Raw genomic sequence first — 23,523 nt, 5'->3', positions numbered from 1 at the left:
TCGCGAGCCGTCCGTCGGCGTCTGGGAGGATGGGTCGGTGCACGCCCACCTCGCCGCGACGACCTCACGAGAGGACTTCCGCCAGCTGGCCGCCGAACACCGTGTGGTCCCGGTGACCCGCAAGGTGTTGGCCGACAGTGAGACGCCGCTGTCGGCGTATCGCAAACTCGCCGCCAACCGACCGGGCACTTTTCTGCTCGAGTCGGCCGAGCACGGGCGGTCCTGGTCGCGATGGTCGTTCATCGGCGCGGGAGCGCCCTCGGCGCTGACCGTGCGCGACGGTGAAGCCATCTGGCTGGGTGTGGTGCCGCAGGACGCGCCGACCGGAGGCGACCCGCTGCAGGCCCTGCGGGCCACCCTGGAACTGCTGGCCACCGGCCCGCTCGCGGGGCTGCCGCCGCTGTCGGGTGGCATGGTCGGTTTCTTCGCCTACGACCTGGTGCGTCGCCTGGAGCGGCTGCCCGAACTGGCCGTCGATGACCTGGGCCTGCCGGACATGCTGTTGCTGCTGGCCACCGATGTGGCGGCGGTGGACCACCACGAGGGCACCATCACGCTGATCGCCAACGCCGTGAACTGGAACGGGACCGACGAGCGGGTCGGCGAGGCTTACGACGACGCGGTCGCCCGGCTGGACGTGATGACCGCGGCGCTGGGCCAGCCGCTGTCGTCGACGGTGGCCACGTTCGACCGGCCGGAGCCGCGCTACCGCGCGCAGCGCAGCGTCGAGGAGTACGGGAAGATCGTCGACTACCTCGTCGACCAGATCGCCGCGGGTGAAGCCTTTCAGGTGGTGCCCTCGCAGCGGTTCGAAATGGACACCGGTGTCGACCCGATCGACGTGTACCGGATGTTGCGTGTCACCAACCCGAGTCCGTACATGTATCTGCTGCATGTGCCGAATGGCGCTGGGGGAATTGACTTTTCGATCGTCGGGTCCAGTCCGGAGGCGCTGGTCACCGTCGCCGACGGCGTCGCGACCACCCATCCGATCGCCGGAACCCGCTGGCGTGGCGAGACCGACGAAGAAGACCAGCTGCTGGAGAAGGAGCTGTTGGCCGACGATAAGGAACGCGCCGAGCATCTGATGCTGGTCGATCTGGGCCGCAACGACCTCGGCCGGGTCTGCGCGCCGGGCACCGTCCGCGTCGAGGACTACAGCCACATCGAACGCTATAGCCACGTGATGCACCTGGTGTCGACGGTGACCGGTCTGCTCGCGGAGGGGCGGACGGCCCTGGATGCGGTGACGGCCTGCTTCCCGGCCGGCACGCTGTCGGGGGCGCCGAAGGTGCGGGCCATGGAGCTGATCGAAGAGGTGGAGAAGACGCGCCGGGGCCTGTACGGCGGCGTGGTCGGCTATCTGGACTTCGCCGGCAACGCCGACTTCGCGATCGCCATCCGCACCGCCCTGATGCGCGCCGGCACGGCCTATGTGCAATCCGGCGGTGGCGTGGTGGCGGATTCCAACGGCCCCTACGAGTACACCGAGGCCACCAACAAGGCGCGCGCGGTGCTCAGCGCGGTCGCCGCCGCCGAGACCCTGACCGAACCGGGCGCGGGCCGCGATGGCTGAGGTCGGAGCGCGGCGGCTGGACAGCCGGTGGTTGATCCGGATCGCCCAGGTGACCCTGGTGGTCGCCGCGGGGGCGCTGTGGGTGGCCTCGCGCCTGCCCTGGGTCGTGATCCGGTCGTTCGACGGGCTGGGGCCGCCCAAGGAGGTGACCTTGTCCGGAGCGGCGTGGTCGACGGCGCTGCTGTCGTTGGCGATGCTGCTGCTGGCCGCGGCCGTCGCCGCCATCGCCGTGCGGGGCTGGCTGCTGCGCGCGCTGGCGGGGCTGCTGGCGGCGACCAGCCTGGCGGTCGGCTACCTGGGAATCAGTCTCTGGGCGCTGCCCGACGTGGCGGTCCGCGGTGCCGAGCTGGCGCACGTCTCGGTGATGTCGCTGGTCGGAAGCGAGCGGCGGTACTGGGGGGCAGGGGTCACGGTGGCCGCCGCGGCGTGCGCGCTGATCGCCGCCGTCTTACTGATGCGATCCGCGTCGGACCCGGGGTCGGCGCGGTCGAGCGCGATGAAGTACGCGACGCCGGCGACGCGCCGCTCGATTGCGCGCCGCAAAGACGCCGACGGGGCGATCCTAAAGAGGCCGGAGACGCCGGAAATGTCGGAGCGGATGATCTGGGACGCCCTTGACGAGGGCCGCGACCCGACCGATCGGCTGGGCGAGTCTGACACCGAGGGTCGGTGACGGGCCGCGAGCCGCGGGCCGCTACCCTTCATTGACGTCGTCGCAATCGGCTGGGGACAACTGGGTGGCAGTCCGATGACGCGGGGCGACAGGGCGAAGGGAAACGACAGGCATGAGTCCGGCAACCGTGCTTGACTCCATCCTCGAAGGAGTCCGGGCCGATGTCGCCGCGCGCGAATCCCTGGTCAGCCTGTCCGAGATCAAAGCCGCCGCGGCGGCCGCGCCACCGCCACGCGACGTGATGGCCGCCTTGCGCGAGCCCGGAATCGGTGTCATCGCCGAAGTCAAGCGCGCCAGCCCGTCGGCGGGTTCCCTGGCGGCCATTGCCGATCCGGCCAAACTGGCCAGGGCCTATGAAGACGGCGGCGCGCGCATCATCAGCGTCTTGACCGAGGAGCGCCGCTTTCACGGTTCGCTTGACGACCTCGATGCGGTTCGCGCGGCGGTCTCGATACCGATTTTGCGCAAAGACTTTGTCGTGCAGCCGTATCAAATCCACGAAGCGCGTGCGCACGGCGCCGACATGTTGCTGCTCATCGTGGCCGCGCTGGAGCAGTCGGCATTGGTGTCGATGCTGGACCGCACCGAATCGCTGGGCATGACGGCACTCGTCGAGGTGCATACCGAAGAGGAAGCCGATCGGGCGCTCAAGGCCGGGGCCAACGTAATCGGCGTCAACGCCCGCGATCTAGCCACGCTGGCGGTGGACCGGGACTGCTTCGCGCGCATCGCTCCCGGGCTGCCCAGCAAGGTGATCAGGATCGCCGAATCCGGTGTCCGCGGAACCGGAGACCTGCTGGCGTATGCCGGCGCGGGCGCCGACGCCGTATTGGTCGGCGAAGGTCTGGTCAAAAGCGGTGACCCGCGCGCCGCGGTTGCCGACCTGGTTACCGCCGGCACCCATCCGTCCTGTCCGAAACCGGCTCGCTAGTCGCTACGTCACTGAAGAGCCCCTGCGCTGATACGTTGAACCCCATGAGCCATCCCCGCGTAGAGCCTTGGTGATGGTGGGCATCTCCCAGCAGTCCCGCCCGGACCTTCCACTTCCGAGCGCAGCCATCGCCGAACCCACCCGTCACGAACCCGATGCGGGCGGCCATTTCGGCGTGTACGGCGGCCGCTACGTCGCCGAAGCCTTGATGGCGGTGATCGAAGAGGTCACCGCCGCTTACGAGAAGGAACGCGTCAACCAGGACTTCCTGGACACCCTGGATTATCTGCAGGCGCATTACGCTGGCCGGCCGTCGCCACTGTATGAGGCGCCACGGCTGTCCGAGCAGGCCGGCGCCCGCATCTTCCTCAAGCGAGAAGATCTGAACCACACCGGTTCTCACAAGATCAACAACGTGCTCGGTCAGGCGTTGCTGGCCCAGCGCATGGGCAAGAAACGGGTGATCGCCGAGACCGGGGCCGGCCAGCACGGCGTTGCGACCGCCACCGCGTGCGCCTTGCTCGGCCTGGACTGTGTGATCTACATGGGCGCCGTGGACACCGAGCGCCAGGCGCTCAACGTGGCACGCATGCGGTTGCTGGGAGCCACGGTCGTCTCCGTCCAGAGCGGTTCGAAGACGCTCAAGGATGCCATCAACGAAGCGTTCCGGGATTGGGTTACCAATGCCGACAACACCTTCTACTGTTTCGGCACCGCGGCCGGACCGCATCCGTTTCCCGCCATGGTGCGCGATTTTCAGCGCATCATCGGCCTCGAGACGCGCGCCCAGATCCAGTCCCAGGCGGGCCGGCTGCCCGACGCGGTGGTGGCCTGTATCGGAGGCGGATCCAACGCGATCGGAATTTTCCACCCGTTCATCGACGATCCCGGCGTGCGGCTGATCGGATTCGAGGCGGCCGGCGACGGCGTCGAAACCGGAAGGCACGCCGCGACTTTCAGCGGCGGTTCGCCCGGGGCGTTTCAGGGATCGTTCTCCTACCTGCTGCAGGACGACGACGGCCAGACCATCGAATCCCATTCCATCTCAGCGGGTCTCGATTACCCGGGGGTGGGCCCGGAACATGCGTGGCTGCGCGAGACCGGACGCGCCGAGTACCGCCCCATCACCGACTCCGAGGCGATGGATGCGTTTCGCACGCTGTGCCGCACCGAAGGAATCATCCCGGCCATCGAATCCGCGCACGCGGTGGCCGGGGCGCTGACGCTGGGACCCGAGTTGGGCAGGGGCGCGATCGTCGTGGTGAACCTGTCCGGGCGCGGGGACAAGGACGTCGAGACGGCCGCGAAATGGTTTGGGCTGTTGGGATCCAGCGACCGATGACCGTCAAGCAGAGCGAAACGAGCAGGCTCGAGCCGATCTTCGACGTGTGCCGCAAGGACAGTCGGGCGGCGCTGATCGGTTATCTGCCCACCGGCTACCCGGATGTGCCGACGTCCCTGGACGCGATGATCGCGCTGGTCGAATCGGGTTGCGACATCGTCGAAGTCGGGGTGCCGTATTCAGACCCCGGCATGGACGGCCCGACGATCGCCAAGGCCACCGAGGCCGCGCTGCACGCCGGGGTGCGCGTCCGCGACACCCTGGCCGCGGTCGAGGCGATCAGTGCGGCCGGCGGGCATGCCGTGGTGATGACCTACTGGAACCCCGTGTTGCGCTATGGAATTGACGCCTTCGCCCGCGACCTGGCATCGGCCGGCGGATACGGGCTGATCACTCCCGATCTCATCCCCGACGAAGCCGGGCAGTGGCTGGCGGCGTCCGAGGAGCATGGGTTGGACCGGATTTTTCTGGTGGCGCCGCCATCGACGCCGCAGCGCTTGGCGATGACGGTCGAGGCATCGCGCGGATTCGTCTACGCGGCGTCGACGATGGGTGTGACGGGAGCGCGCGACGTGGTGTCGCATGCCGCACCCGAGTTGGTGGGCAGGGTCAAGGAGATATCGGACATCCCCGTCGGTGTCGGGCTGGGAGTTCGGTCGCGAGAGCAAGCCGCCGAGATCGGCGGCTACGCCGACGGTGTCATTGTCGGGTCCGCGCTGGTGTCAGCGCTGGGAGACGGGGGTTTGACCGCATTGCGCGCATTGACTGAGGAACTCGCCGCAGGTGTCCGGCAGAGGGCGGCCGCGTCGTGACGAAGCTGCTCGCCTATTTTCCGAGCCCGTCGCAGGGTGTCTGGCATCTGGGGCCGCTACCCATCCGGGCCTACGCGCTGTTCATCATCGCCGGTATCGTCGCCGCCCTGCTGATCGGCGACCGGCGCTGGGAGGCGCGCGGCGGTGAGCGCGGCGTGATCTATGACATCGCGCTGTGGACCGTGCCGTTCGGGTTGATCGGTGGCCGGCTCTATCACCTGGCCACCGACTGGCGAACCTATTGGGGCCCGGGCGGCGCCGGACTCGGGGCGGCGATCCGGATCTGGGACGGCGGCCTGGGCATCTGGGGTGCGGTGGCGCTCGGTGCCGTCGGCGCGTGGATCGGGTGCCGGCGGCACGGCATTCCGCTGCCGGCCTTCGCTGACGCGCTCGCCCCGGGAGTCATTTTGGCGCAGGCCATCGGTCGGCTCGGTAACTACTTCAATCAGGAGCTCTACGGCCGCGAAACCACGCTGCCGTGGGGGCTGGAGATCTTCTACCGCCGAGACCCCTCGGGATACATCGACCCGCATTCGCTGGACGGCATCTCCACGGGCCAGGTCGCACTCGTCGTGCAGCCGACATTCCTGTACGAATTGATCTGGAACGTCCTGATTTTCGTCGCTTTGATCTACGCGGACCGGCGACTCACGCTGGGGCACGGCCGACTGTTCGCGCTCTATGTGGCCGGCTACTGCGTCGGGCGCTTCTGTGTGGAGTTGCTGCGCGACGACACCGCAACCCACATCGCGGGCATCCGGATCAATTCGTTCACATCGACTTTCGTGTTCATCGGGGCCGTGGTGTACCTCATGGCGGCGCCCAAGGGTCGCGAAGATCCGGAGAGCCTGCGCGGAAACCAATACGTCGACGAGGAATCCGCGGAACCCGAGCCCGCGGAGGAGCCGGCCACCGTTGCGGCGGCGGCGGCCGCTGCCGGTGCGGTGGGCGCGGCAGCCGGCGCTGATGATGCGCCGACCGAATCGGCTTCGGCGGGACCCGCCGAAGCCGCCGACACGACGGCCGAAGAACCGGAAGCCGAGGAGCCGGAAACGGTCCAGGCGGCGGCGCTCACCGAGGCGGAGCCCGGCGAAGCCGAGATCGAACAGCCCGAGGACGAAGCGGAGGGGCAAGAGTCCTTGGGTGAGGCGATAGCCGACGAGGCCGAGGCCGAGGAATCCGAGGCCGACGAGCTGGAGGTCGGGGAGCCGGAAGCCGAGCCGGAAGTTGAAGAGCCGCAAGCCGAACAGGCCGAGGCCACGACGGGAGCTGATGAACCGGAAGCCGAGGCGATAGCCGACGAGGCCGAGGCCGAGGAATCCGAGGCCGACGAGGTGGAGATCTCGGATCCGGAAGCCGAAGCGGAAGTTGAAGAGCCGCAAGCGGAACAGCCCGAGGCGAAAGACGGCCAGCCCGAAGCCGAAGCGGAACCAGAGGATTCCGAATCCGAGGAACCGGAGGCCGAAAGCGAACAACCCGACACTGAAGAGCCCGCCGCCGAAAGCACCTCGGATCAACCCGAAACCCGGCGGCGATGGGGCTCGCGGCTGCGGAACCGACTGTCGGGCCGCTGACTACCCGCCAACTACCCACTAACGACGGACGTGCCCGTTTCACGCGGCGGGGCACGAGGAATCTGGCATGCTCGAAGACTGTGACCAACGCAAGGTCAGCCGTTCGGTGATGCAACCTCATCCACTCGCGCAGGCCGGCCCACACGGCGTGCGTCGTCGTCTCGGCTATATCGGCGCCGGGACGGGCCTCGTGCTGGGCGGCGCGCTCGGCTATGTCGGACTGGCCGACCCGCACAACCCCGCGTCGATCTATCCGCCGTGTCCGTTCAAATTGCTCACCGGCTGGAATTGCCCGTTTTGCGGCGGGCTGCGGATGACGCATGACGTGGTGCACGGTGACCTGGTGGCCGCTGTCCACGACAACGTCTTCGTGCTGGTCGGGATCCCGGTGCTGGCCGCGTGGCTGCTGGTTCGCCGAGCACGCGGCAAATCATCATTGTCGCGACCGGCGTTGCTGACGGTCGTGGTCGCGACGATCGGATGGACGATTCTGCGTAACCTGCCCGCCTTTCCGTTGATTCCGACCGTTCTCGGTGGGTAAAAGCACACTGCGCGGCGGCGTTATGTGCGGGCCGTGGGGGTTGCACGCGACTATGCTGGGTCGGCGTGAGTAGACGCGGAAAGATCGTCTGCACCCTTGGGCCTGCGACCAATTCGGACGAGTTGATTCTGGCGCTGGTTGAGGCCGGCATGGACGTCGCCCGGTTGAACTTCAGCCACGGTGATTACTCCGATCACAAAGCCGCCTACGAACGGGTTCGGGTCGCCTCCGACGCCACCGGGCGCGCCGTCGGTGTGCTGGCCGATTTGCAGGGGCCCAAGATACGGCTGGGGCGCTTCGCCACCGGCCCCACTTACTGGGCCGACGGTGAAACGGTCCGGATCACCGTCGCCGACTGCGAAGGCAGCCACGACCGGGTGTCGACCACCTACAAAAGACTGGCCGAGGACGCCTCGCCCGGTGACCGGGTGTTGGTCGACGACGGCAAGGTGTGCCTGGTGGTCGACAAGATCGAGGGCGACGACGTCGTCTGCACGGTCGTCGAGGGTGGCCCGGTGAGCAACAACAAGGGCATCTCGCTGCCCGGGATGAACGTCTCCGCACCGGCCTTGTCGGAGAAGGACATCGAGGACCTCACCTTCGCGCTGGACCTCGGTGTCGACCTCGTGGCGCTCTCGTTCGTGCGTTCGCCGGCCGACGTCGAGTTGGTGCACGACGTGATGGACCGGGTCGGCCGGCGTGTACCGGTGATCGCCAAGCTGGAAAAACCGGAAGCCGTCGACAATCTTGAAGCCATCGTGCTGGCCTTCGACGCGATCATGGTGGCCCGCGGCGACCTCGGTGTCGAGCTGCCTCTGGAAGAGGTTCCGTTGGTGCAGAAGCGGGCCATCCAGATGGCCCGGGAAAACGCGAAACCGGTCATCGTCGCCACCCAGATGCTCGATTCGATGATCGAGAACTCACGGCCGACCCGGGCGGAGGCCTCCGACGTCGCCAACGCCGTCCTCGACGGCGCCGACGCGGTGATGCTGTCCGGGGAGACCTCGGTGGGCAAGTATCCGCTGGCCGCCGTGCGGACCATGTCACGCATCATCTGCGCGGTCGAGGACAATTCCACGGCGGCCCCGCCGCTCACGCACGTGCCACGCACCAAACGCGGGGTGATCTCGTATGCGGCCCGCGACATCGGCGAGCGCCTCGACGCCAAGGCGCTGGTCGCGTTCACCCAGTCCGGGGACACGGTCAAGCGACTCGCTCGCCTGCACACACCGCTGCCGCTGCTGGCCTTCACCGCGTGGCCGGAGGTGCGCAGCCAGCTGGCCATGACCTGGGGCACCGAGACGTTCATCGTCGCGATGATGACCTCCACCGACGGCATGATCCGCCAGGTCGACAAGTCGCTGCTGGAGCTCGGTCGCTACAAGCGTGGTGACCTGGTGGTCATCGTCGCCGGCGCGCCACCTGGCACAGTAGGGTCGACCAACCTGATCCATGTCCACCGGATCGGGGAGGATGACGTCTAGCCCGACGACGATGCGGTCCGTGTGGCGGACTGAGGAGGAGTCGGGCAACCCGACCCAGCCCGACGACGATGCGGTCCGTGTGGCGGACTGAGGAGGAGTCGGGGAATCCGACCCAGCCAGCCCAGAGGAGAGCCCGTGCCAGCCGGCGGTGAGCCGAACACCACGTCTGACTTCGCGGAACTGCTGGCGACACTCGACCTCCACCGTCTCTCCGATGACCTGTTCATCGGCTCGCATCCCAGCAAGAACCCGATGCGAACGTTCGGTGGTCAGCTCATGTCGCAGTCGTTCGTCGCGAGCAGCCGGAGCCTGATCCGCCAGGACCTGCCGCCGAGCGCGCTATCGGTGCATTTCATCAACGGTGGCGACACCGACAAGGACATCGAATACCGCGTGACCCGGCTGCGTGACGAGCGGCGGTTCGCCAACCGGCGCGTCGACGCGATGCAGGGCGGCACGTTGCTGTGTTCGGCGATGATCTCCTACATGGCCGGAGGCCGCGGCCTCGAGCACGGTATCGATCCGCCTCAGGTGGCCGAACCGCACACACAGCCCTCGATCAGCGAACTGCTACGCGGCTACGAAGAGACCGTCCCGCACTTCGTGAACGCCCTGCAGCCCATCGAATGGCGCTACACCAACGACCCGTCGTGGGTGATGCGCACGAAAGGGGATCGGTTGCCGCACAACCGGGTTTGGGTCAAGGCCCTGGGAGAGGTCCCCGACGACCCGGTGTTGCACACCGCAACAATGGTGTACTCCTCGGACACCACGGTGTTGGATTCCGTCATCACCACGCACGGTCTGTCCTGGGGATTTGACCGAATTTTCGCTGCGTCGGCCAACCATTCCATTTGGTTTCACCGACAGGTCAACTTCAACGACTGGGTCCTGTACTCGACGTCGTCGCCGGTAGCGGCGGATTCGCGCGGGCTGGGTGCCGGGCATTTCTTCGATCGGTCCGGGCAACCGCTCGCCACGGTGGTGCAAGAGGGCGTGCTGAAGTATTTCCCGTCGTCGCGCCGGTAAACCGTTACGCAATAGCCGCAGGATATCCGTCCGAATCACTCCCGATATCGCCCTGAACGGGCGTAGCTTTGACGATGCCGGGTATTCGGTGCAGAGGCGGCGGACACGCCGCCCAGCTGTTGTCAGCGCATCGGGAGGTGAGTGTGAACGGGCCGGTGGTGGACGTCACAGCGAGACCTCGCGCGCGCGAACGTGTTGTCGTTTCGGCCGATTCGCTGGCGGCCCGCTTGATCGGTGCCCTGGCGTTGCTCTGCGCGACGTGCTGGTTCATCGAGATACTCGCTCGTCACCACAGCAATCCGAGCTGGCATTTCGCCGATCGGCTGGCCTGGTCACTGACGGTTCTGGCAGCGGTGGCGTGGATCGCGCGCGGCATCTTCCTGGGCCGCCCGGTGACGACGATGCACGCCATTGCGGCCGCGTTTTTCGTGCTGGCGGGGTTGGGCCTGCATGTGTTGTCCTTCGATCTGCTCGGTGACGTCGTGATCGCCGGCTCGGGCATGGTGCTGATGTGGCCGATGCCCTCGCACCCGCGGCCCGCCGACCTGCCGCGTATCTGGAAATTGATCAACGTGACCAGCGATGACGCGTTGGCGCCGTTCACCATGCAGACCGGCAAGAGCTACCACTTCACCGCCGACGGCGCCGCGGCGCTGGCCTACCGGACGCGGATGGGAATCGCCGTGGTCAGCGGTGACCCGATCGGCGCCGAGGAGCGCTTCCCCGAACTGGTGGCCGATTTCGCCGCGAGCTGTCATGCCCACGGATGGCGCATCGCGGTGGTCGGGTGCGGCGAGCGTCGCCTCACACTGTGGAACGACTCGGCGATATTGGGACAGTCGCTGCGGGCCATACCCATTGGGCGCGATGTGGTCGTCGACGTGTCCGGTTTCGACATGGTGGGCCGCAGGTTCCGCAACCTGCGTCAGGCGGTGAAGCGCACCCATAACTGCGGCGTCACAACCGAAATCGTGGCCGAGCAGGGACTCGGCGAACAGCTGCTGGCCGAGCTGACCGAGGTGGTGCGGGAATCATCCAAAGGGGCGCGCGCCGACCGCGGATTCCACATGAACCTCGATGGCGTGCTGGAAGGCCGCTTTCCCGGCATTCAGCTGATCGTTGCCAGGGACGCCACGGGCACGGTGCAGGCGTTTCACCGGTATGCCACGGCCGGCGGTGGCAGCGACATCACCCTCGACGTCCCGTGGCGCCGCCGCGGTGCCCCCAACGGACTCGACGAGCGGCTCAGCGTCGACATGATCATGGCCGGCAAAGACAGTGGGGCACAGCGGGTATCGCTCGCATTCGCCGCATTCCCCGAGATCTTCGACGACAAGAACCGCGGCCTGACCCAGCGCGTCTTCTACGGGCTGATCCACGTCCTCGACCCGCTGATCGCGCTGGAGTCGTTGTACCGGTACGTGCGCAAGTGGCATGCCCTCGACGCGCGACGCTACGCGCTGATCTCCATGACGCAGATCGTCCCGCTGCTGTTCGTGTTGTTGTCGCTGGAGTTCATGCCGCGCCGGCGACACCTCTGAACACAAGCACGGCGGTCGGGCCGCTTACGTGCTACGAGCCCTGATCGACGCGCAGTTCGTCGCAGCCAATTCCCTTGCCCAGGTGGTGAGTAGCCACCACCACGGTGCGTTCGGGGGACAGCAGCCCGGACCCCGGGGCCAACAGGTCGCGGAGGACCTGTTCGGCGTCGGTGATATCGAGGTGTTCGGTGGGTTCGTCGAGCAGCACGATCCGCGCGGGTGAGATCACCGCCCTGGCCAGCAGTAGCCTCCTGCGCTGCCCCGCCGAAAGGGCCTGCGCGCCACCGGTGAGCACCGTGGACAGGCCCTCGGGTAAACCGGTGAGCCATGAGCCGAGCCCGACCGTGTCCAGTGCCGCGGCGAGTTCGTCGTCCCGGCAGTCGCCGCGGGCGACCAGCAGGTTGTCTCGAACGGTGGTGGCGAATACGTGGGCGTCCTCCGCGAAAAGTCCGATGGCGCTCCGCAAATCGACCTCGTCGAACTGAGTCAAGGCGGTGCCGTCGAGTAGCACCTGCCCGTGCAGTGGCGGCAGCAGGCCGGCGAGCGTCATCAGCAGTGTCGTCTTCCCGGAACCGCTGGCGCCGGTGACGGCCAGCCGCGCGCCCGGCGGCAGGTCCAGCGCGATGCGGGTCGAGCGTGCCCCGCCGTGGTGACCGGAGCGAACGTCTGCCGAAAGCCGGCCGGTGCCGGCCGGCCTCGCTGGCGTCTCCCTCGCCTCGGTGGATTCACGCGGCCCGTCGGCGGCCAGTTCCAGCAACCGGCGCGCGGCGATCCGCGACCGCGTCAACTGCACGGCGGCCCCCGGCAGCGGCGTCATCGCCTCGAAAGCGGACAACGGCAGCAACATCAGGACGGCCAGCGTGGTGGGCGCGACCGCGTGCGCCAACCCGATCCCGGCCACCACCGCGCCCAGCACGCTGGCCCCGATGGCCGCGGTGGACATCGCCTCGGCGATGGCGGCCGGTTTGGCCGCGGCGTCCAGGGCATCACCCCAAGCGCGTTGGCGCCGTTGCGATTCGGCGATGACATCGGGCAGCAGGCCGGCGACCCGAAGCTCGGGCGCATGTTCGAGGGCGATCATCGCCGAGGTGTCGCGCTCGGAATGGTGTTGCCGCGCAATGTCTTCCTGGCTCGCGGCGGCCCGGCCGGCGAGGCGGGGCGCGACGAAACCGGCGATCAGCAGGCAGATGGCCAGCACGGCGGCCGCGGGCGGTGAGATGGCGGCGACCACCGCGGTGGCCGCCACCGCCAGCACCGCCGCGACGCCGATCGGCACCAGGGCGCGCACCAAGACGTTGGCCAGTTCGTCGACGTCGGCGCCCACCCGGGCCACCAGTTCGCCGCTGTGCAGCCGGACGGCGGCCGCCGCGGGCCCGCGCGCCAGCCGTTGGTAGACCTGCACCCGGGCGGTGCCGGCCGCGCGTAATGCCGTGTCGTGGGTGACCAGGCGCTCGCAGTAGTGCAGCACGGCCCGCGAGATCGCGAACATACGCACCGCGACCGCCGCGACCGACAGGTCCAGCACGGGCGGCATCTGCCACGCGCGGGTGATCAGCCACGCCGCAACGCCGGCCAGCGCCAGCGCGCTGCCCAGCGACAGCACCCCGAGCGCGATCGCCGCCAGCACGCGGGGCAGCCGGGGACGCAGCAGGGCAGTGGCGGCCAGTAGGGGTTTATCGAGGCGACCCGTCGTGGTCGGCGGAGACGTGGAATCAGATTGGGGCATAACGCACTCCGCGGTCGGCGACCACGTCGACGATCTGGTCGCCGATGGCCAGCACCGGCTCACGATGTCCGACCACGATCACGGTCGCACCGGCGCGGGCCCGCTCCACGATCGCCCGCAGGACCCGTTCCTCGGTGCGGGCGTCCAGATGTGCGGTCGGCTCGTCGAGCAACAGCACGGCGGCCGCCGATCCGAGTGCCCGCGCGAGGCCCAGCCGTTGCCGCTGCCCCAGGGACAGTCCGACCCCGCCGCGCCCGAGCGCGGTGCCACCTCCCTGGGGAAGCTCAGCCACCACGGTGTCGAAACCGGAGATGGCACAAGCATTATCGATGTCCTCGAGCTCTCCGAGCAGCGCCAGGTTGTCATCGATGGTGCCCGGCACCAGCACCGGGCGCTGCGGCAGCCAGGACAGCTGCCCCCACCACCGGGGCGGCTCCAGGTCGGCGACGTCGACTCCGCCGACGGTGACCCGGCCCGACGAGGGCGCGGTGATGCCGGCGATCACCTGCAGTGTGGTGCTTTTGCCGGCGCCGTTTCGTCCGGTCAGCACGGTCACCGTGCCGGGGTCGATCACCGCGTTCAGATCGCGCGGCGCCCCTCCGTCGCGGCCGGCGACGGTGAGATGTTCGAGGCGAATCCGCGCGCCGCGCGCGGTGACCGTCCGGTGCCGAGCCCTGGACGGGGCCGGCTGACCGATGAGGGCGAACGCCTCGTCGGCGGCGGCCCTACCGTCTTGAGCGGCATGGAATTCCACGCCGATGCGGCGCAATGGCCAGTACACGTCCGGCGCCAGCAACAACACCGTCAAACCCGTGGTCAGGGTCATCTCACCGAAAACCAGGCGAAGCCCTATTCCGACGGCGATCAGCGCCACGCCCAGCGTGGCCAGCAATTCGAGCACGAGGGCCGACAGGAAGGCGATCCGCAGGGTCGCCATGGTGGAGCGGCGGTGCGCGGCAGCGAGTTCGGCGATGCGCCGTTCGGGTCCCGCGCTGCGTCCCAACGCCCGCAGCGTGGGGATTCCGGCGATCAGGTCCAGCATCCGGGCCTGCAGGGTGGCCATGGCGGCCAGCGCGGCTGCCGAGCGGTCCCGGGTTGCCAGCCCGATCAGCACCATGAAGATCGGTACCAGCGGCAGCGTGATCGCCACGACCGCCGTCGATTTCAGGTCATAGACCGCGATCACCGCGACGGTGGCCGGTGTCAGGATCGCGGCGAGCAGCAACGTCGGCAGGTATCCGGTGAGATAAGGACGCAGACCGTCCAGGCCGCGGGTGACCACCACCGCGGCGGTGTCGCGTTGCGCCGCGAGTTCACCGGGCTGCCTGGCGGTCACCGCCTCCAGTACCTGGCCGGACAGGTCGGCGATGACGACGCTGGCTCCCCGCTGCCCCAGCCGGGCCTGAAGCCAATGCGTCACCGCGCGAACGACCCACAGCGCCAACAGGATTGACAGCGGCCCCAACCAGGCGCGCAGTCCGCGTGCGAACGGGACGCCGACGACGCGTGCGACGATGCTCCCCAACACGATCGCCGAACCGATCGCGCAGGCGGAGATCAGCACCCCGCAGCCCACCGCGGCGACCAGATAACGGCGCAGCGCCGCCGATGCCCGCCACAGTCTCGGGTCCAGGGGCGCTCGGCTCGCGCCGTCTTCACCGCTCAGGACGGGCGCCTAGCCAGACCGATGGGGGCCGGGATCCGGTCGGCCGAGATCCGTTGCCGGAAAACCCAGTACGTCCACGCCTGATACACCACCGTCAGCGGGGCCATGAACGCCGTCACCCACGTCATGACTTTGAGTGTGTAGTGGGTCGAGGAGGCGTTGTAGATGGTCAGACTCCATTGCTTGTTCAGCGTCGAGGGCACCAGGTTCGGATACAGCGAGCCGAAGAGCAGGATCACCACGGCCGCGACCACCAGCGCGATGCAGGTGAACGCCCAACCGTCGGATGCGCGCCGCCAGACCAGCAGTACCGCCGTCAGTTGCGCGATCACGGCCACGGCCAGCACCAGCCAGGTCCAGCTCTTGCCGTAAGCCAGTTGCGTCCAAAGCCCGAAGCCCGCGACCAGTCCGGTGACCGGAAGCGAGAGCCATACGCCGAATCGGTACGCGTCGTCGCGGAGGGCGCCGGACGTCTTCAACGCGACGAACACCGCACCGTATAGCAAGAACAGACCGGCGGTGGCCAACCCGCCCAACACCGTGTAGGCGTTCAGCACATCGGTGATCGCGAGGTGAATGTGGCCGTCGGCGTCCACCGGGAGTCCGCGGACCAGGGCGGCGAACGCGACACCCCACAAGACGGCCGGCAGCCATGACCCGGCGGCGATGCCGAAATCGGCCCAGCCGCGCCATTTTGTGCCGTCGATCTTGCCGCGCCACTCGATCGCCACGGCCCGCAGGATCATGCCGAACAAGATGGCCAGCAGTGGCAGGTAGAGCGTGGAGAACACGGTGGCGTACCAGCCGGGAAAGGCGGCGAACATGGCCGCGCCGCCGACGATCAGCCAAACCTCGTTGCCGTCCCAGACCGGGCCGATGGTGTTGAGCGCGGTGCGGCGCAACGGTTCGGCTTCACCGATGCCGACGCGCGCGAACGGCTCCATCAACATGCCCACGCCGAAGTCGAAGCCCTCAAGGATGAAGAAACCCAGGAACAGCACCCCGATGATGCCGAACCATACTTCTTGCAGTCCCACTCCGATCAGCTCCTTTCGGCCTCGGTAAGCCCCATCACGCCTCAGTAGGCGAAAGACAGCGGCGCCATCTCGTCCTCGCCGGGCGCGTGCGGGGGAGCGGGTTCGGCGTCGTGCTCCAGTGGACCTTCGACGGTGTAGCGCTTGAGCAGAAAGAACCAGAGCACCGCCAGCACCGCGTAGACGAGGGTGAAGGTCACCAGCGACGTGATGACCATGCCGGGCACGTGGTTGGACACACCTTCGCGGACGGTCATCCGGATCAACTGGTCGCCGGTGGGGTTCGGAGCCACCACCCATGGCTGGCGGCCCATCTCGGTGAACACCCATCCCGAGATGTTGGCCAGGAACGGCGTGGGAATGGTGAGCAGCGCGAACCAGGAAACCCAGCGGCTCTTGGGGGTTCGCCCGGCGCGAGTCAGCCACAGCACGGTCAGGGCGAACCCCACGGGGATCACCAGCAATCCGATCATCAATCGGAAGGACCAGTAGGTGACGAACAGATTCGGCCGGTAGTCGTCGGGCCCGAAGCGGTATTGGTACTGCTGCTGCAGTTCGTCGACCCCTTGCAGGGTCACCCCGCTGAGCTTGCCTTCGGCCAGGAACGGCAGGACGTAAGGCACCTTGATCACTTCGGTGACGCTGCTGCAGTTGTTGTGGGTGCCGATGGTCAGCACCGAGAAGTCGGGGTCGGTTTGGCTGCGGCACAACGCCTCCGCCGATGCCATCTTCATCGGCTGCTGGACGAACATCAGCTTGCCCTGGCGATCACCGGTGAAGAACAAGCCGAGAGCGGCGAGCAGCACCACCGCACACCCCAGCATCGCCGCGGGACGAAACATGGTGCGGGCCTCGGCTTCCGCGACGGGGGCGGCGGATCCGGGCGTGCGTGCACGTACCATCCACCATGCACTGACGGCGGCGACGAAAGCGCCGGCGGTCAGCAGCGCTCCTGCCACCGTGTGTTGAAACGCCGCTTGGGCAGTGTTATTGGACAGCAGGGCGAAAATGCTGTCCAGCTCGGCGCGCCGCGTCACCGGATTGTAGTGTGCGCCGACCGGGTGCTGCATGAACGAGTTCGCCGCGATGATGAAGAACGCCGAGACGTTGACGCCGATCGCGACGACCCAGATGCAGGCCAGGTGTAGCAGCTTCGGCAGCCGGCTCCAGCCGAAGATCCACAGGCCGATGAACGTGGATTCGAAGAAGAAGGCGAACAGCCCCTCCATCGCCAGCGGCGCACCGAAGATGTCGCCGACGAACCGCGAGTACTCGCTCCAGTTCATGCCGAACTGAAACTCTTGGACGATGCCGGTCGCCACGCCGATGGCGAAGTTGATCAGGAACAGCTTGCCGAAGAATTTGGTCAGTCGATACCAGGCGGTGTTGCCGGTAGCCACCCACACCGTTTGCATGATGGCGATCAGCGGGGCCAAGCCGATCGTGAGCGGCACAAAGATGAAGTGGTAGACGGTAGTTATACCGAACTGCCACCGCGAAATATCGACGACGTTCATCTGTCATCTCCCGACTGCGGAGGCCCCGACCAACGGCTACGACAGAGTGTAGTAGATAGGCCGGCGCCTGCGCTACCGGCGCCCGCCTCAGCTGCCGAGGCTGTTGGACGCCTTGCGGATGCCGAACGAGGAAATGACCTCGAATACGCCGATCACGACGAACCACGCGCCGACCACGATCGCCAGGGTGACAATCGATTCGAACGGTGACGCCAGGACCACGATGCCGGCGAGCAGGCTGAGCACACCGAGGAAGATGTTCCAGCCCCGGCCCGGCAGGTGCGGGTCGCTGACGGCCGAAATCGTCGTGGCGACGCCGCGGAAGATGAACCCGATACCAATCCATATGGCCAGCAGCAAAATTGCGTATCCCTGACCGAAGTGGCGGAACGCGAGCAGCGCCAGGATCAGCGACGCGGCCCCGCTGATGAACAGCAGGATCCTGCTCCCCGCCGAGACATGCAGTGAGAACGCGAAGACGACTTGCGCGATACCGGTGATGAGCAGATAAACACCGAAGGTGACGGCGGCGACCAGGATGGAAATTCCCGGCCACGCCAGCATCAGGACACCGAGGACGATCGACAGAATTCCCGACAGCAGAGCGGATTTCCACAGATGCGGCAGCAGGCTTGGAACAGGGTGGGTTCCAGGAGGGCCAGGGGAGATAGTCATCGCCGCAGTCTGGCACAAACGCGGGCCTTGGTATAGGGACTTTTGATCAGACGTGGGCGGTGCGTGATCGTTCGGTGAGCAGGTCGGTGGGTTGTTCGCCGGGCTTGCGGCCGATGAGATACCAGGTGCGCATGACGCCCTTGCCTTTTACCTCGATGCGGCCGCGCTCCTGTAGGACGAAGTCGTTTTTGAGGCGCTCGTACATCGCCTGGGGCACTTGGATTCGGCCCACCGAATCGGTGGACTCCATCCGCGACGCGACGTTGACAGCGTCGCCCCACACGTCGTAGAAGAAGCGGCGCGAACCCACGACGCCCGCGACCACGGGTCCGCAGGCCATGCCCATCCGCAGCGGGACCGGGTTGCCATGCGGGTCCTTCAGTGCGGCAGCAACATTGGCCATGTCGAGCGCGAAATCGGCTAGAGCTGCGGCGTGGTCGGGCCGCACCCGCGGGACGCCACTGACCACCATGTAGGAGTCTCCGCTGACCTTGATCTTCTCCAGGCCGTGTTTGTCCACCAACTCGTCGAAGGCGCTGTACAGCCGGTCCAGGAACCGCACCAGGTCGGCAGGCGCTGTGCTGCTGGCGCGTTCGGTGAAGCCGACGATGTCGGCGAACAGCACGGAGGCTTCGTCGTACTTGTCGGCGATGACATTTCGCTCGGCACTCTTGAGGCGCTCCGCGATGCTGCCCGGCAACATGTTCGCCAGTAGCGCCTCGGAGCGCTGGTACTCGGATTCCATCACCGCCTCGGCGCGGGCGGTGTCACGCAGGGCGAACCACACCGTCACGACCACCATCACGACGCTGGAGATCGCGGTGACGATAAAGCCGGTCGACTGGACCCAGGCCGGCTGCAATCCGGTGTTGCGGGGGACGAGAAACTCAACGGCGATTATCAGGCCGGCGGCGGTGGCCGCCAGCGCAGATGCCAAAACGATGTGTTCGATCCCCAGCAACAGCACGACGATGCAGGCACCGACCAGGAAGAAGAACTGAGCGCCCGCACCGGTACCCAGGTCCAGACAGCTGGCGAAGACCGAGACATACGCCGCGCCCAGAAACGTGAGCGGAGCAATGAGTTCCCCGAATCGCTGCAGCCACGGGACCGCCGCGAAGACCATGGCGCCGACCACGTTGATTGAGCTGACCTGCCACAACCACGTCCCGCTGACGATCTGCACCACGACAAAGCTGACGCTCACCATCACGGCCAGCCATGCGGCGATGGTGAGGATCCGGGCCCGGCGCGCCGCGCTGTCGGCGTAGTGCTGGTTGCGGGCGCGCGACTGGGCCCGCGCCGCGGCTACGCAGTCCGGGCGCTTCGACAGGCCGTCTGGCCATCGCGGTGGGGCACCACAGCTCTTGGCCGCCACGGTGCAAGCCTAGCCGCCGAACAGAAAATTTTGTCGGCAGTCACGTCAATATTTGCCGTTTTCGCCTCCGTAAGTTTCCCGAGTCTGATACGACATGTGTTATCGGGTTGTTATCGGGTTTACGAGTCATTTGGTTCGGTTATTTAACACGTGTTTGACGCTTTTGCATGACGCGTGTTCGCCTCGACTAAGGGGTGCCTGATGGCGGGTCTCAGAAGAATCGTTCTCGCGTTAGTCATTGCCGCCACCGCCGTGCTCACGGAGAGCTGTAGTGGCGCCTGTAGTGATCCGAGCTGGCTACTGCGAGTGGCCGGCGATTCCATCGGCACCTACACCGCGGGGGGAGACGTATCGGCTTCCGGCCAGGTCTGCATCAGCCGAACATTAGGCGACTGAGGCGATTACACCTGCCCGACGTCCTCGGTGCTTGAACTCATGCCGGTTTTGAGGAGATCGCCAGGACCGATGGCGAGGTCGATGCGGGGGTGTGCCCGTCGTCGTTCGGCGCCCGGCTGCCGGTGGCAATGACCGCCGTGGGCCACGCCGTCACGAAATACTATGAATTCAAGTGATCCGTAATGCGCCATGCACTGCTCGTAACGCCGCATAAATGCACGCGGTATATAAGTAATAGGAAATCCATACTATTAGAAGGTATTTTGCCCGATAACCAGACTTTGGAATCGGTAATGTCCGGGAGAACCACTACGTTAGTACCGGAAGACCCAGCGGGATCGATGAGCTGCCGGGAGCGTTCGCTGGTGCCCTCGGTGAGATTCGAACTCACACTGGACGGGTTTTGAATCCGTTTCCTCTGCCAGTTGGGATACGAGGGCTTGCGGCCTCTTACCTTAGAGGCAGCCTCCCACCATAGAGGATTTGGTGTCCTCACCTGTCACACCGCCCCCGCGGTCGCTGGTCTGAGGCGTTCGCGACACAATGTCCGTCATGACAGGCCCCACGACCGACACCGACGCCGCTGTGCCGCGCCGGGTCCTGATCGCTGAAGACGAAGCGCTCATCCGAATGGATCTCGCCGAGATGCTCCGAGAGGAGGGCTACGAGATCGTCGGTGAAGCGGGCGACGGACAGGAAGCCGTCGAGTTGGCCGAGCGTCATCAGCCCGACCTGGTGATCATGGATGTGAAGATGCCGCGCCGCGACGGCATCGACGCGGCCTCGGAGATCGCCAGCAAGCGCATCGCCCCGATCGTCGTTTTGACCGCGTTCAGCCAGCGCGACTTGGTCGAGCGTGCCCGAGATGCCGGGGCGATGGCCTACCTGGTGAAGCCGTTCACCATCAGCGATCTGATCCCGGCCATCGAATTGGCCGTCAGCCGCTTCGGCGAGATCGCCGAGCTGGAACGCGAGGTGGCGACGCTGTCCGAGCGGTTGGAGACCCGCAAACTCGTGGAACGCGCCAAAGGCCTGCTGCAGACCGAGCAGGCCATGACCGAGCCCGAGGCGTTCAAGTGGCTTCAGCGGGCCGCCATGGACCGGCGGACCACGATGAAGCGAGTGGCCGAAGTCGTCCTGGAGACCCTCGGCCCCAAGGACGAGTAATTTTCGACGGTCGGGTGCCCGATCGTGGCGTCGAGTGTGCGCGCGGGGCTCCGAGTGTGAACCCATGGCGTTGACTGTTAGCTCAGGGCGACGACACGCCGCACGCAGCCGCCGTGGCTTGACACTGAAAGCCGTAGCTTCACAGCCAAATCCATGGCTTCACGCTGGCCGGCGCACGCTCGCGCGGCGGCCGAAAACCCTAGCGGGCGACGATCACCGACGAGCCGTGCCCGAACAGGCCCTGGTTGGCCGTGATGCCGACCGTGGCGTTTTCCACCTGCCGGCCGGTGGCCTGACCGCGCAGTTGCCACGTCAGCTCGCAGACCTGGGCGATTGCCTGCGCGGGGATGGCCTCGCCGAAGCACGCGAGCCCGCCGGACGCGTTGACGGGAACCCTGCCGCCGATGCTGGTGGCGCCGCTGCGCAGCAGCGCCTCGGCGTCGCCCTTGGGGCACAGGCCCAGGTGCTCGTACCAGTCGAGTTCCAGCGCGGTGGACAGGTCGTAGACCTCGGCCAGGCTCACGTCCTCGGGCCCGACGCCCGCCTCGGCGTAGGCCGCGTCGAGGATATGGTCCTTGAAGGCCCGATCCGGTGCGGGCACCGCGGCGGTGGAATCCGTTGCGATATCGGGTAATTCGGGTAGGTGCTGCGGATAGTTCGGGGTGACCGTGCTGACCGCCCGCACGGACGGCACACCGGCCAGCGAGCCGAGGTGTTCACGAGCGAACTTCGCACTGGCCACGATCAGGGCCGCTGCGCCGTCGGAGGTGGCGCAGATGTCCAGCAGGCGCAACGGGTCGGCCACCACCGCGCTGGCCAGCACGTCCTCGACCGATACCTCCTTGCGGTACCGCGCATTCGGGTTCTGCAGGCCATGCCGCGAGTTCTTGACCTTGACCTGGGCGAAATCCTCGAGCGTGGCACCGTAGAGGTCCATCCGCCGCCGCGCCAGCAGCGCGAAATACACCGGATTGGTGGCGCCGATCAGGTGGAAGCGCTGCCAGTCGGGATCGTTTCTGCGCTCACCGCCGACCGGGGCGAAAAAGCCCTTCGGCGTGGTGTCCGCGCCGATGACCAGGGCCACGTCGCAAAAGCCGGCCAGGATCTGGGCCCGGGCGCTCTGCAGCGCCTGCGAGCCACTGGCGCACGCGGCATAGCTCGAGCTGACCGGCACGCCATTCCACCCGAGTTTCTGGGCGAACGTCGCACCGGCGACGAACCCGGGGTAGCCGTTGCGGATGGTGTCCGCGCCGGCCACCAACTGGATCTGGCGCCAGTCCAGGCCCGCTTCGTTCAGCGCTGCCCGGGCGGCGGCCACCCCGTATTCGGTGAAGTCGTTGCCCCATTTGCCCCAGGGGTGCATCCCGGCGCCCAGGATGTACAGCGGTTCGGGCGCGGTCGTCATGCGATCCTCCACGCGTGCACGATGCGCTGCACGCCGTCGTCGTCGGTGTACAGCGGCATGGTGGTCAATTCCATCTCGATGCCGACCTTCAAGTCGGCGGCCAGCGTGCCTTCGACCACCTTGCCCAGCACGATCAGGCCCTCCTTCGCCAGCTCCACGGCGGCGACGGCGAAGGGCTCAAAGGGATCCGGCGACGGGTAGGGCGGCGGTGGCGCGTAACGGTTCTCGGTGTAACTCCACAGCGTTCCCCGCGTCGACAAGGCGACCGAATCCAGCGAGTCGCTCGTGCAACCCGGATTGGGGCAGTTGTTCTCCCGCGGCGGGAAGACGTAGGTGCCGCACTGCGGGCATTTACCGCCGATCAGATGCGGAACACCGGCTTCGTCGCTAGTGGACTCGGTGGTGAACCATCCATCGACCGCCGGTTCTTGTCGGATGACTTCTGGCACCCGACCAGCGTACCCAGCTCACGCACAAAACTGAAACGTGTTGCAGTTCCGCGGGCGGCACGGTCGGGGCGCGTCGCCCGTCACACCGGATGCCTAAAGTGAGAGCCGTGCCCGCCACGAAAACCGCTACGAAGCCCAGCGAGGAACAAACCAGACCGACGCTCATGCTGCTGGACGGCAATTCCCTGGCGTTTCGGGCGTTCTATGCGCTGCCCGCCGAAAACTTCAAAACCCGCGGCGGGCTGACCACCAACGCGGTCTACGGCTTCACCGCGATGTTGATCAACCTGTTGCGTGACGAGGCCCCGACCCATATCGCCGCGGCCTTCGACGTATCCCGGCAGACATTCCGCTCCGCGCGCTACCCGGAGTACAAGGCCAATCGGTCGGCGACGCCCGAGGAGTTCCACGGCCAGATCGACATCACCAAGGAAGTCCTGGCGGCGCTGGGCATCACGGTGCTCGCCGAGGCGGGGTTCGAGGCCGACGACCTGATCGCCACCCTGGCCACCCAGGCCGAAAACGAGGGCTACCGCGTGCTGGTGGTCACCGGCGACCGCGATTCCCTCCAGTTGGTCAGCGACAGCGTGACGGTGCTCTATCCCCG

18 protein-coding genes, 1 tRNA gene and 2 pseudogenes are annotated in these 23,523 nt (G+C 67.0%); 12 read left to right on the top strand and 9 right to left on the bottom strand.

Features of this window, described 5'->3' with window-relative positions; translation table 11 throughout:
- The first annotated feature begins 37 nt into the window (after nucleotides 1-37).
- The 10 genes from Q0W90_RS04530 to Q0W90_RS04485 all read left to right on the top strand — a co-directional run bounded on the left by Q0W90_RS04530 (nucleotide 38) and on the right by Q0W90_RS04485 (nucleotide 11,503).
- Nucleotides 38-1,576 (top strand): anthranilate synthase component I, encoded by a 1,539-nt coding sequence (locus Q0W90_RS04530; protein WP_297599085.1) that lies wholly within the window; start codon nucleotides 38-40, stop codon nucleotides 1,574-1,576.
- Nucleotides 1,569-2,249, top strand: a complete 681-nt coding sequence (locus Q0W90_RS04525; RefSeq protein ID WP_297773336.1) for a TIGR02234 family membrane protein — start codon at nucleotides 1,569-1,571, stop codon at nucleotides 2,247-2,249. Before Q0W90_RS04530 ends, Q0W90_RS04525 begins: the two co-directional genes overlap by 8 nt.
- A 112-nt stretch (nucleotides 2,250-2,361) precedes the next feature.
- The gene (gene trpC / locus Q0W90_RS04520) at nucleotides 2,362-3,180 is read left to right on the top strand and encodes an indole-3-glycerol phosphate synthase TrpC (RefSeq protein WP_297599089.1); all 819 of its coding nucleotides are present in this window, start codon (nucleotides 2,362-2,364) and stop codon (nucleotides 3,178-3,180) included.
- Nucleotides 3,181-3,250: 70 nt separating this feature from the next.
- The gene (gene trpB / locus Q0W90_RS04515) at nucleotides 3,251-4,522 is read left to right on the top strand and encodes a tryptophan synthase subunit beta (RefSeq protein WP_297700245.1); all 1,272 of its coding nucleotides are present in this window, start codon (nucleotides 3,251-3,253) and stop codon (nucleotides 4,520-4,522) included.
- A complete protein-coding gene (trpA, locus tag Q0W90_RS04510; RefSeq protein WP_297773332.1) occupies nucleotides 4,519-5,334 on the top strand; it encodes a tryptophan synthase subunit alpha in 816 nt (271 codons plus the stop codon). The genes trpB and trpA overlap by 4 nt, the downstream gene beginning before the upstream one ends.
- Nucleotides 5,331-6,908, top strand: coding sequence for a prolipoprotein diacylglyceryl transferase (locus tag Q0W90_RS04505; protein ID WP_297773329.1), 1,578 nt, complete (start codon nucleotides 5,331-5,333; stop codon nucleotides 6,906-6,908). Before trpA ends, Q0W90_RS04505 begins: the two co-directional genes overlap by 4 nt.
- Before the next feature lie 109 nt (nucleotides 6,909-7,017).
- Entirely contained in the window at nucleotides 7,018-7,449 is a 432-nt protein-coding gene (locus Q0W90_RS04500; protein WP_297773381.1) for a DUF2752 domain-containing protein, read from the top strand.
- 65 nt (nucleotides 7,450-7,514) lie between these two features.
- Nucleotides 7,515-8,933, top strand: a complete 1,419-nt coding sequence (pyk, locus tag Q0W90_RS04495) for a pyruvate kinase (RefSeq protein ID WP_297598488.1) — start codon at nucleotides 7,515-7,517, stop codon at nucleotides 8,931-8,933.
- Nucleotides 8,934-9,068: 135 nt separating this feature from the next.
- Complete coding sequence (locus Q0W90_RS04490) at nucleotides 9,069-9,962, top strand: acyl-CoA thioesterase II (RefSeq protein WP_297598490.1); 894 nt, start codon at nucleotides 9,069-9,071, stop codon at nucleotides 9,960-9,962.
- 143 nt (nucleotides 9,963-10,105) lie between these two features.
- Nucleotides 10,106-11,503 carry a phosphatidylglycerol lysyltransferase domain-containing protein gene (locus tag Q0W90_RS04485; protein WP_297773325.1) on the top strand — a complete coding sequence of 466 codons (1,398 nt, stop codon included), beginning with the start codon at nucleotides 10,106-10,108 and terminating at the stop codon, nucleotides 11,501-11,503.
- Here Q0W90_RS04485 and cydC read toward each other — a convergent pair.
- The 7 genes and pseudogenes from cydC to Q0W90_RS04450 form a co-directional block, all read right to left on the bottom strand.
- A pseudogene (gene cydC, locus Q0W90_RS04480) lies at nucleotides 11,416-13,229 on the bottom strand (thiol reductant ABC exporter subunit CydC). The gene Q0W90_RS04485 and the pseudogene cydC sit on opposite strands and share 88 nt — an antisense overlap.
- On the bottom strand, nucleotides 13,216-14,829 hold the full coding sequence (gene cydD, locus Q0W90_RS04475; RefSeq protein WP_297773379.1) for a thiol reductant ABC exporter subunit CydD: 1,614 nt from the start codon (nucleotides 14,827-14,829) through the stop codon (nucleotides 13,216-13,218). The pseudogene cydC and the gene cydD overlap by 14 nt, the downstream one beginning before the upstream one ends.
- Nucleotides 14,830-14,891: 62 nt before the next feature.
- Complete coding sequence (cydB, locus tag Q0W90_RS04470; RefSeq protein WP_297598494.1) at nucleotides 14,892-15,932, bottom strand: cytochrome d ubiquinol oxidase subunit II; 1,041 nt, start codon at nucleotides 15,930-15,932, stop codon at nucleotides 14,892-14,894.
- A 41-nt stretch (nucleotides 15,933-15,973) separates the two neighbouring features.
- On the bottom strand, nucleotides 15,974-17,446 hold the full coding sequence (locus Q0W90_RS04465) for a cytochrome ubiquinol oxidase subunit I (protein WP_297598496.1): 1,473 nt from the start codon (nucleotides 17,444-17,446) through the stop codon (nucleotides 15,974-15,976).
- Between the two features lie 87 nt (nucleotides 17,447-17,533).
- On the bottom strand, nucleotides 17,534-18,121 hold the full coding sequence (locus tag Q0W90_RS04460; protein WP_297598498.1) for an HdeD family acid-resistance protein: 588 nt from the start codon (nucleotides 18,119-18,121) through the stop codon (nucleotides 17,534-17,536).
- Nucleotides 18,122-18,167: 46 nt separating this feature from the next.
- Nucleotides 18,168-19,499: an adenylate/guanylate cyclase domain-containing protein gene (locus Q0W90_RS04455; protein ID WP_297598500.1), complete on the bottom strand. Its 1,332-nt coding sequence runs from the start codon at nucleotides 19,497-19,499 to the stop codon at nucleotides 18,168-18,170.
- 759 nt (nucleotides 19,500-20,258) lie between these two features.
- A tRNA-Leu gene (locus Q0W90_RS04450) sits at nucleotides 20,259-20,335 on the bottom strand.
- Between the two features lie 112 nt (nucleotides 20,336-20,447).
- On the opposite strand from Q0W90_RS04450, the gene Q0W90_RS04445 reads away from it, so the two are divergent.
- A complete protein-coding gene (locus Q0W90_RS04445) occupies nucleotides 20,448-21,062 on the top strand; it encodes an ANTAR domain-containing response regulator (protein ID WP_297598502.1) in 615 nt (204 codons plus the stop codon).
- Between the two features lie 199 nt (nucleotides 21,063-21,261).
- On the opposite strand, the gene Q0W90_RS04440 is transcribed toward Q0W90_RS04445, so the two are convergent.
- Nucleotides 21,262-22,467: a lipid-transfer protein gene (locus Q0W90_RS04440; protein ID WP_297598504.1), complete on the bottom strand. Its 1,206-nt coding sequence runs from the start codon at nucleotides 22,465-22,467 to the stop codon at nucleotides 21,262-21,264.
- Nucleotides 22,464-22,916: an OB-fold domain-containing protein gene (locus Q0W90_RS04435; RefSeq protein ID WP_297773319.1), complete on the bottom strand. Its 453-nt coding sequence runs from the start codon at nucleotides 22,914-22,916 to the stop codon at nucleotides 22,464-22,466. Before Q0W90_RS04435 ends, Q0W90_RS04440 begins: the two co-directional genes overlap by 4 nt.
- Before the next feature lie 89 nt (nucleotides 22,917-23,005).
- Here Q0W90_RS04435 and Q0W90_RS04430 point away from each other — a divergent pair.
- Nucleotides 23,006-23,523, top strand: a pseudogene (locus Q0W90_RS04430) (DNA polymerase I); the annotation flags it as partial.

The organism is Mycobacterium sp., assembly GCF_025933915.1.
GTDB lineage: Bacteria > Actinomycetota > Actinomycetes > Mycobacteriales > Mycobacteriaceae > Mycobacterium.
The sequence above is the reverse complement of the archived record's forward strand: the minus strand, read 5'-3'. Positions and strand labels throughout refer to the sequence as shown.

Excerpts from the sequence above, each read along its gene's own strand:
- Q0W90_RS04525 (WP_297773336.1), top strand. The coding sequence starts at position 1,569 with ATGGCTGAGGTCGGAGCGCGGCGGCTGGACAGCCGGTGGTTGATCCGG.
- Q0W90_RS04500 (WP_297773381.1), top strand. The coding sequence starts at position 7,018 with ATGCAACCTCATCCACTCGCGCAGGCCGGCCCACACGGCGTGCGTCGT.
- Q0W90_RS04460 (WP_297598498.1), bottom strand. The coding sequence starts at position 18,121 with ATGACTATCTCCCCTGGCCCTCCTGGAACCCACCCTGTTCCAAGCCTG.
- trpC (WP_297599089.1), top strand. The coding sequence starts at position 2,362 with ATGAGTCCGGCAACCGTGCTTGACTCCATCCTCGAAGGAGTCCGGGCC.
- Q0W90_RS04440 (WP_297598504.1), bottom strand. The coding sequence starts at position 22,467 with ATGACGACCGCGCCCGAACCGCTGTACATCCTGGGCGCCGGGATGCAC.
- Q0W90_RS04445 (WP_297598502.1), top strand. The coding sequence starts at position 20,448 with ATGACAGGCCCCACGACCGACACCGACGCCGCTGTGCCGCGCCGGGTC.
- trpA (WP_297773332.1), top strand. The coding sequence starts at position 4,519 with ATGACCGTCAAGCAGAGCGAAACGAGCAGGCTCGAGCCGATCTTCGAC.
- Q0W90_RS04465 (WP_297598496.1), bottom strand. The coding sequence starts at position 17,446 with ATGAACGTCGTCGATATTTCGCGGTGGCAGTTCGGTATAACTACCGTC.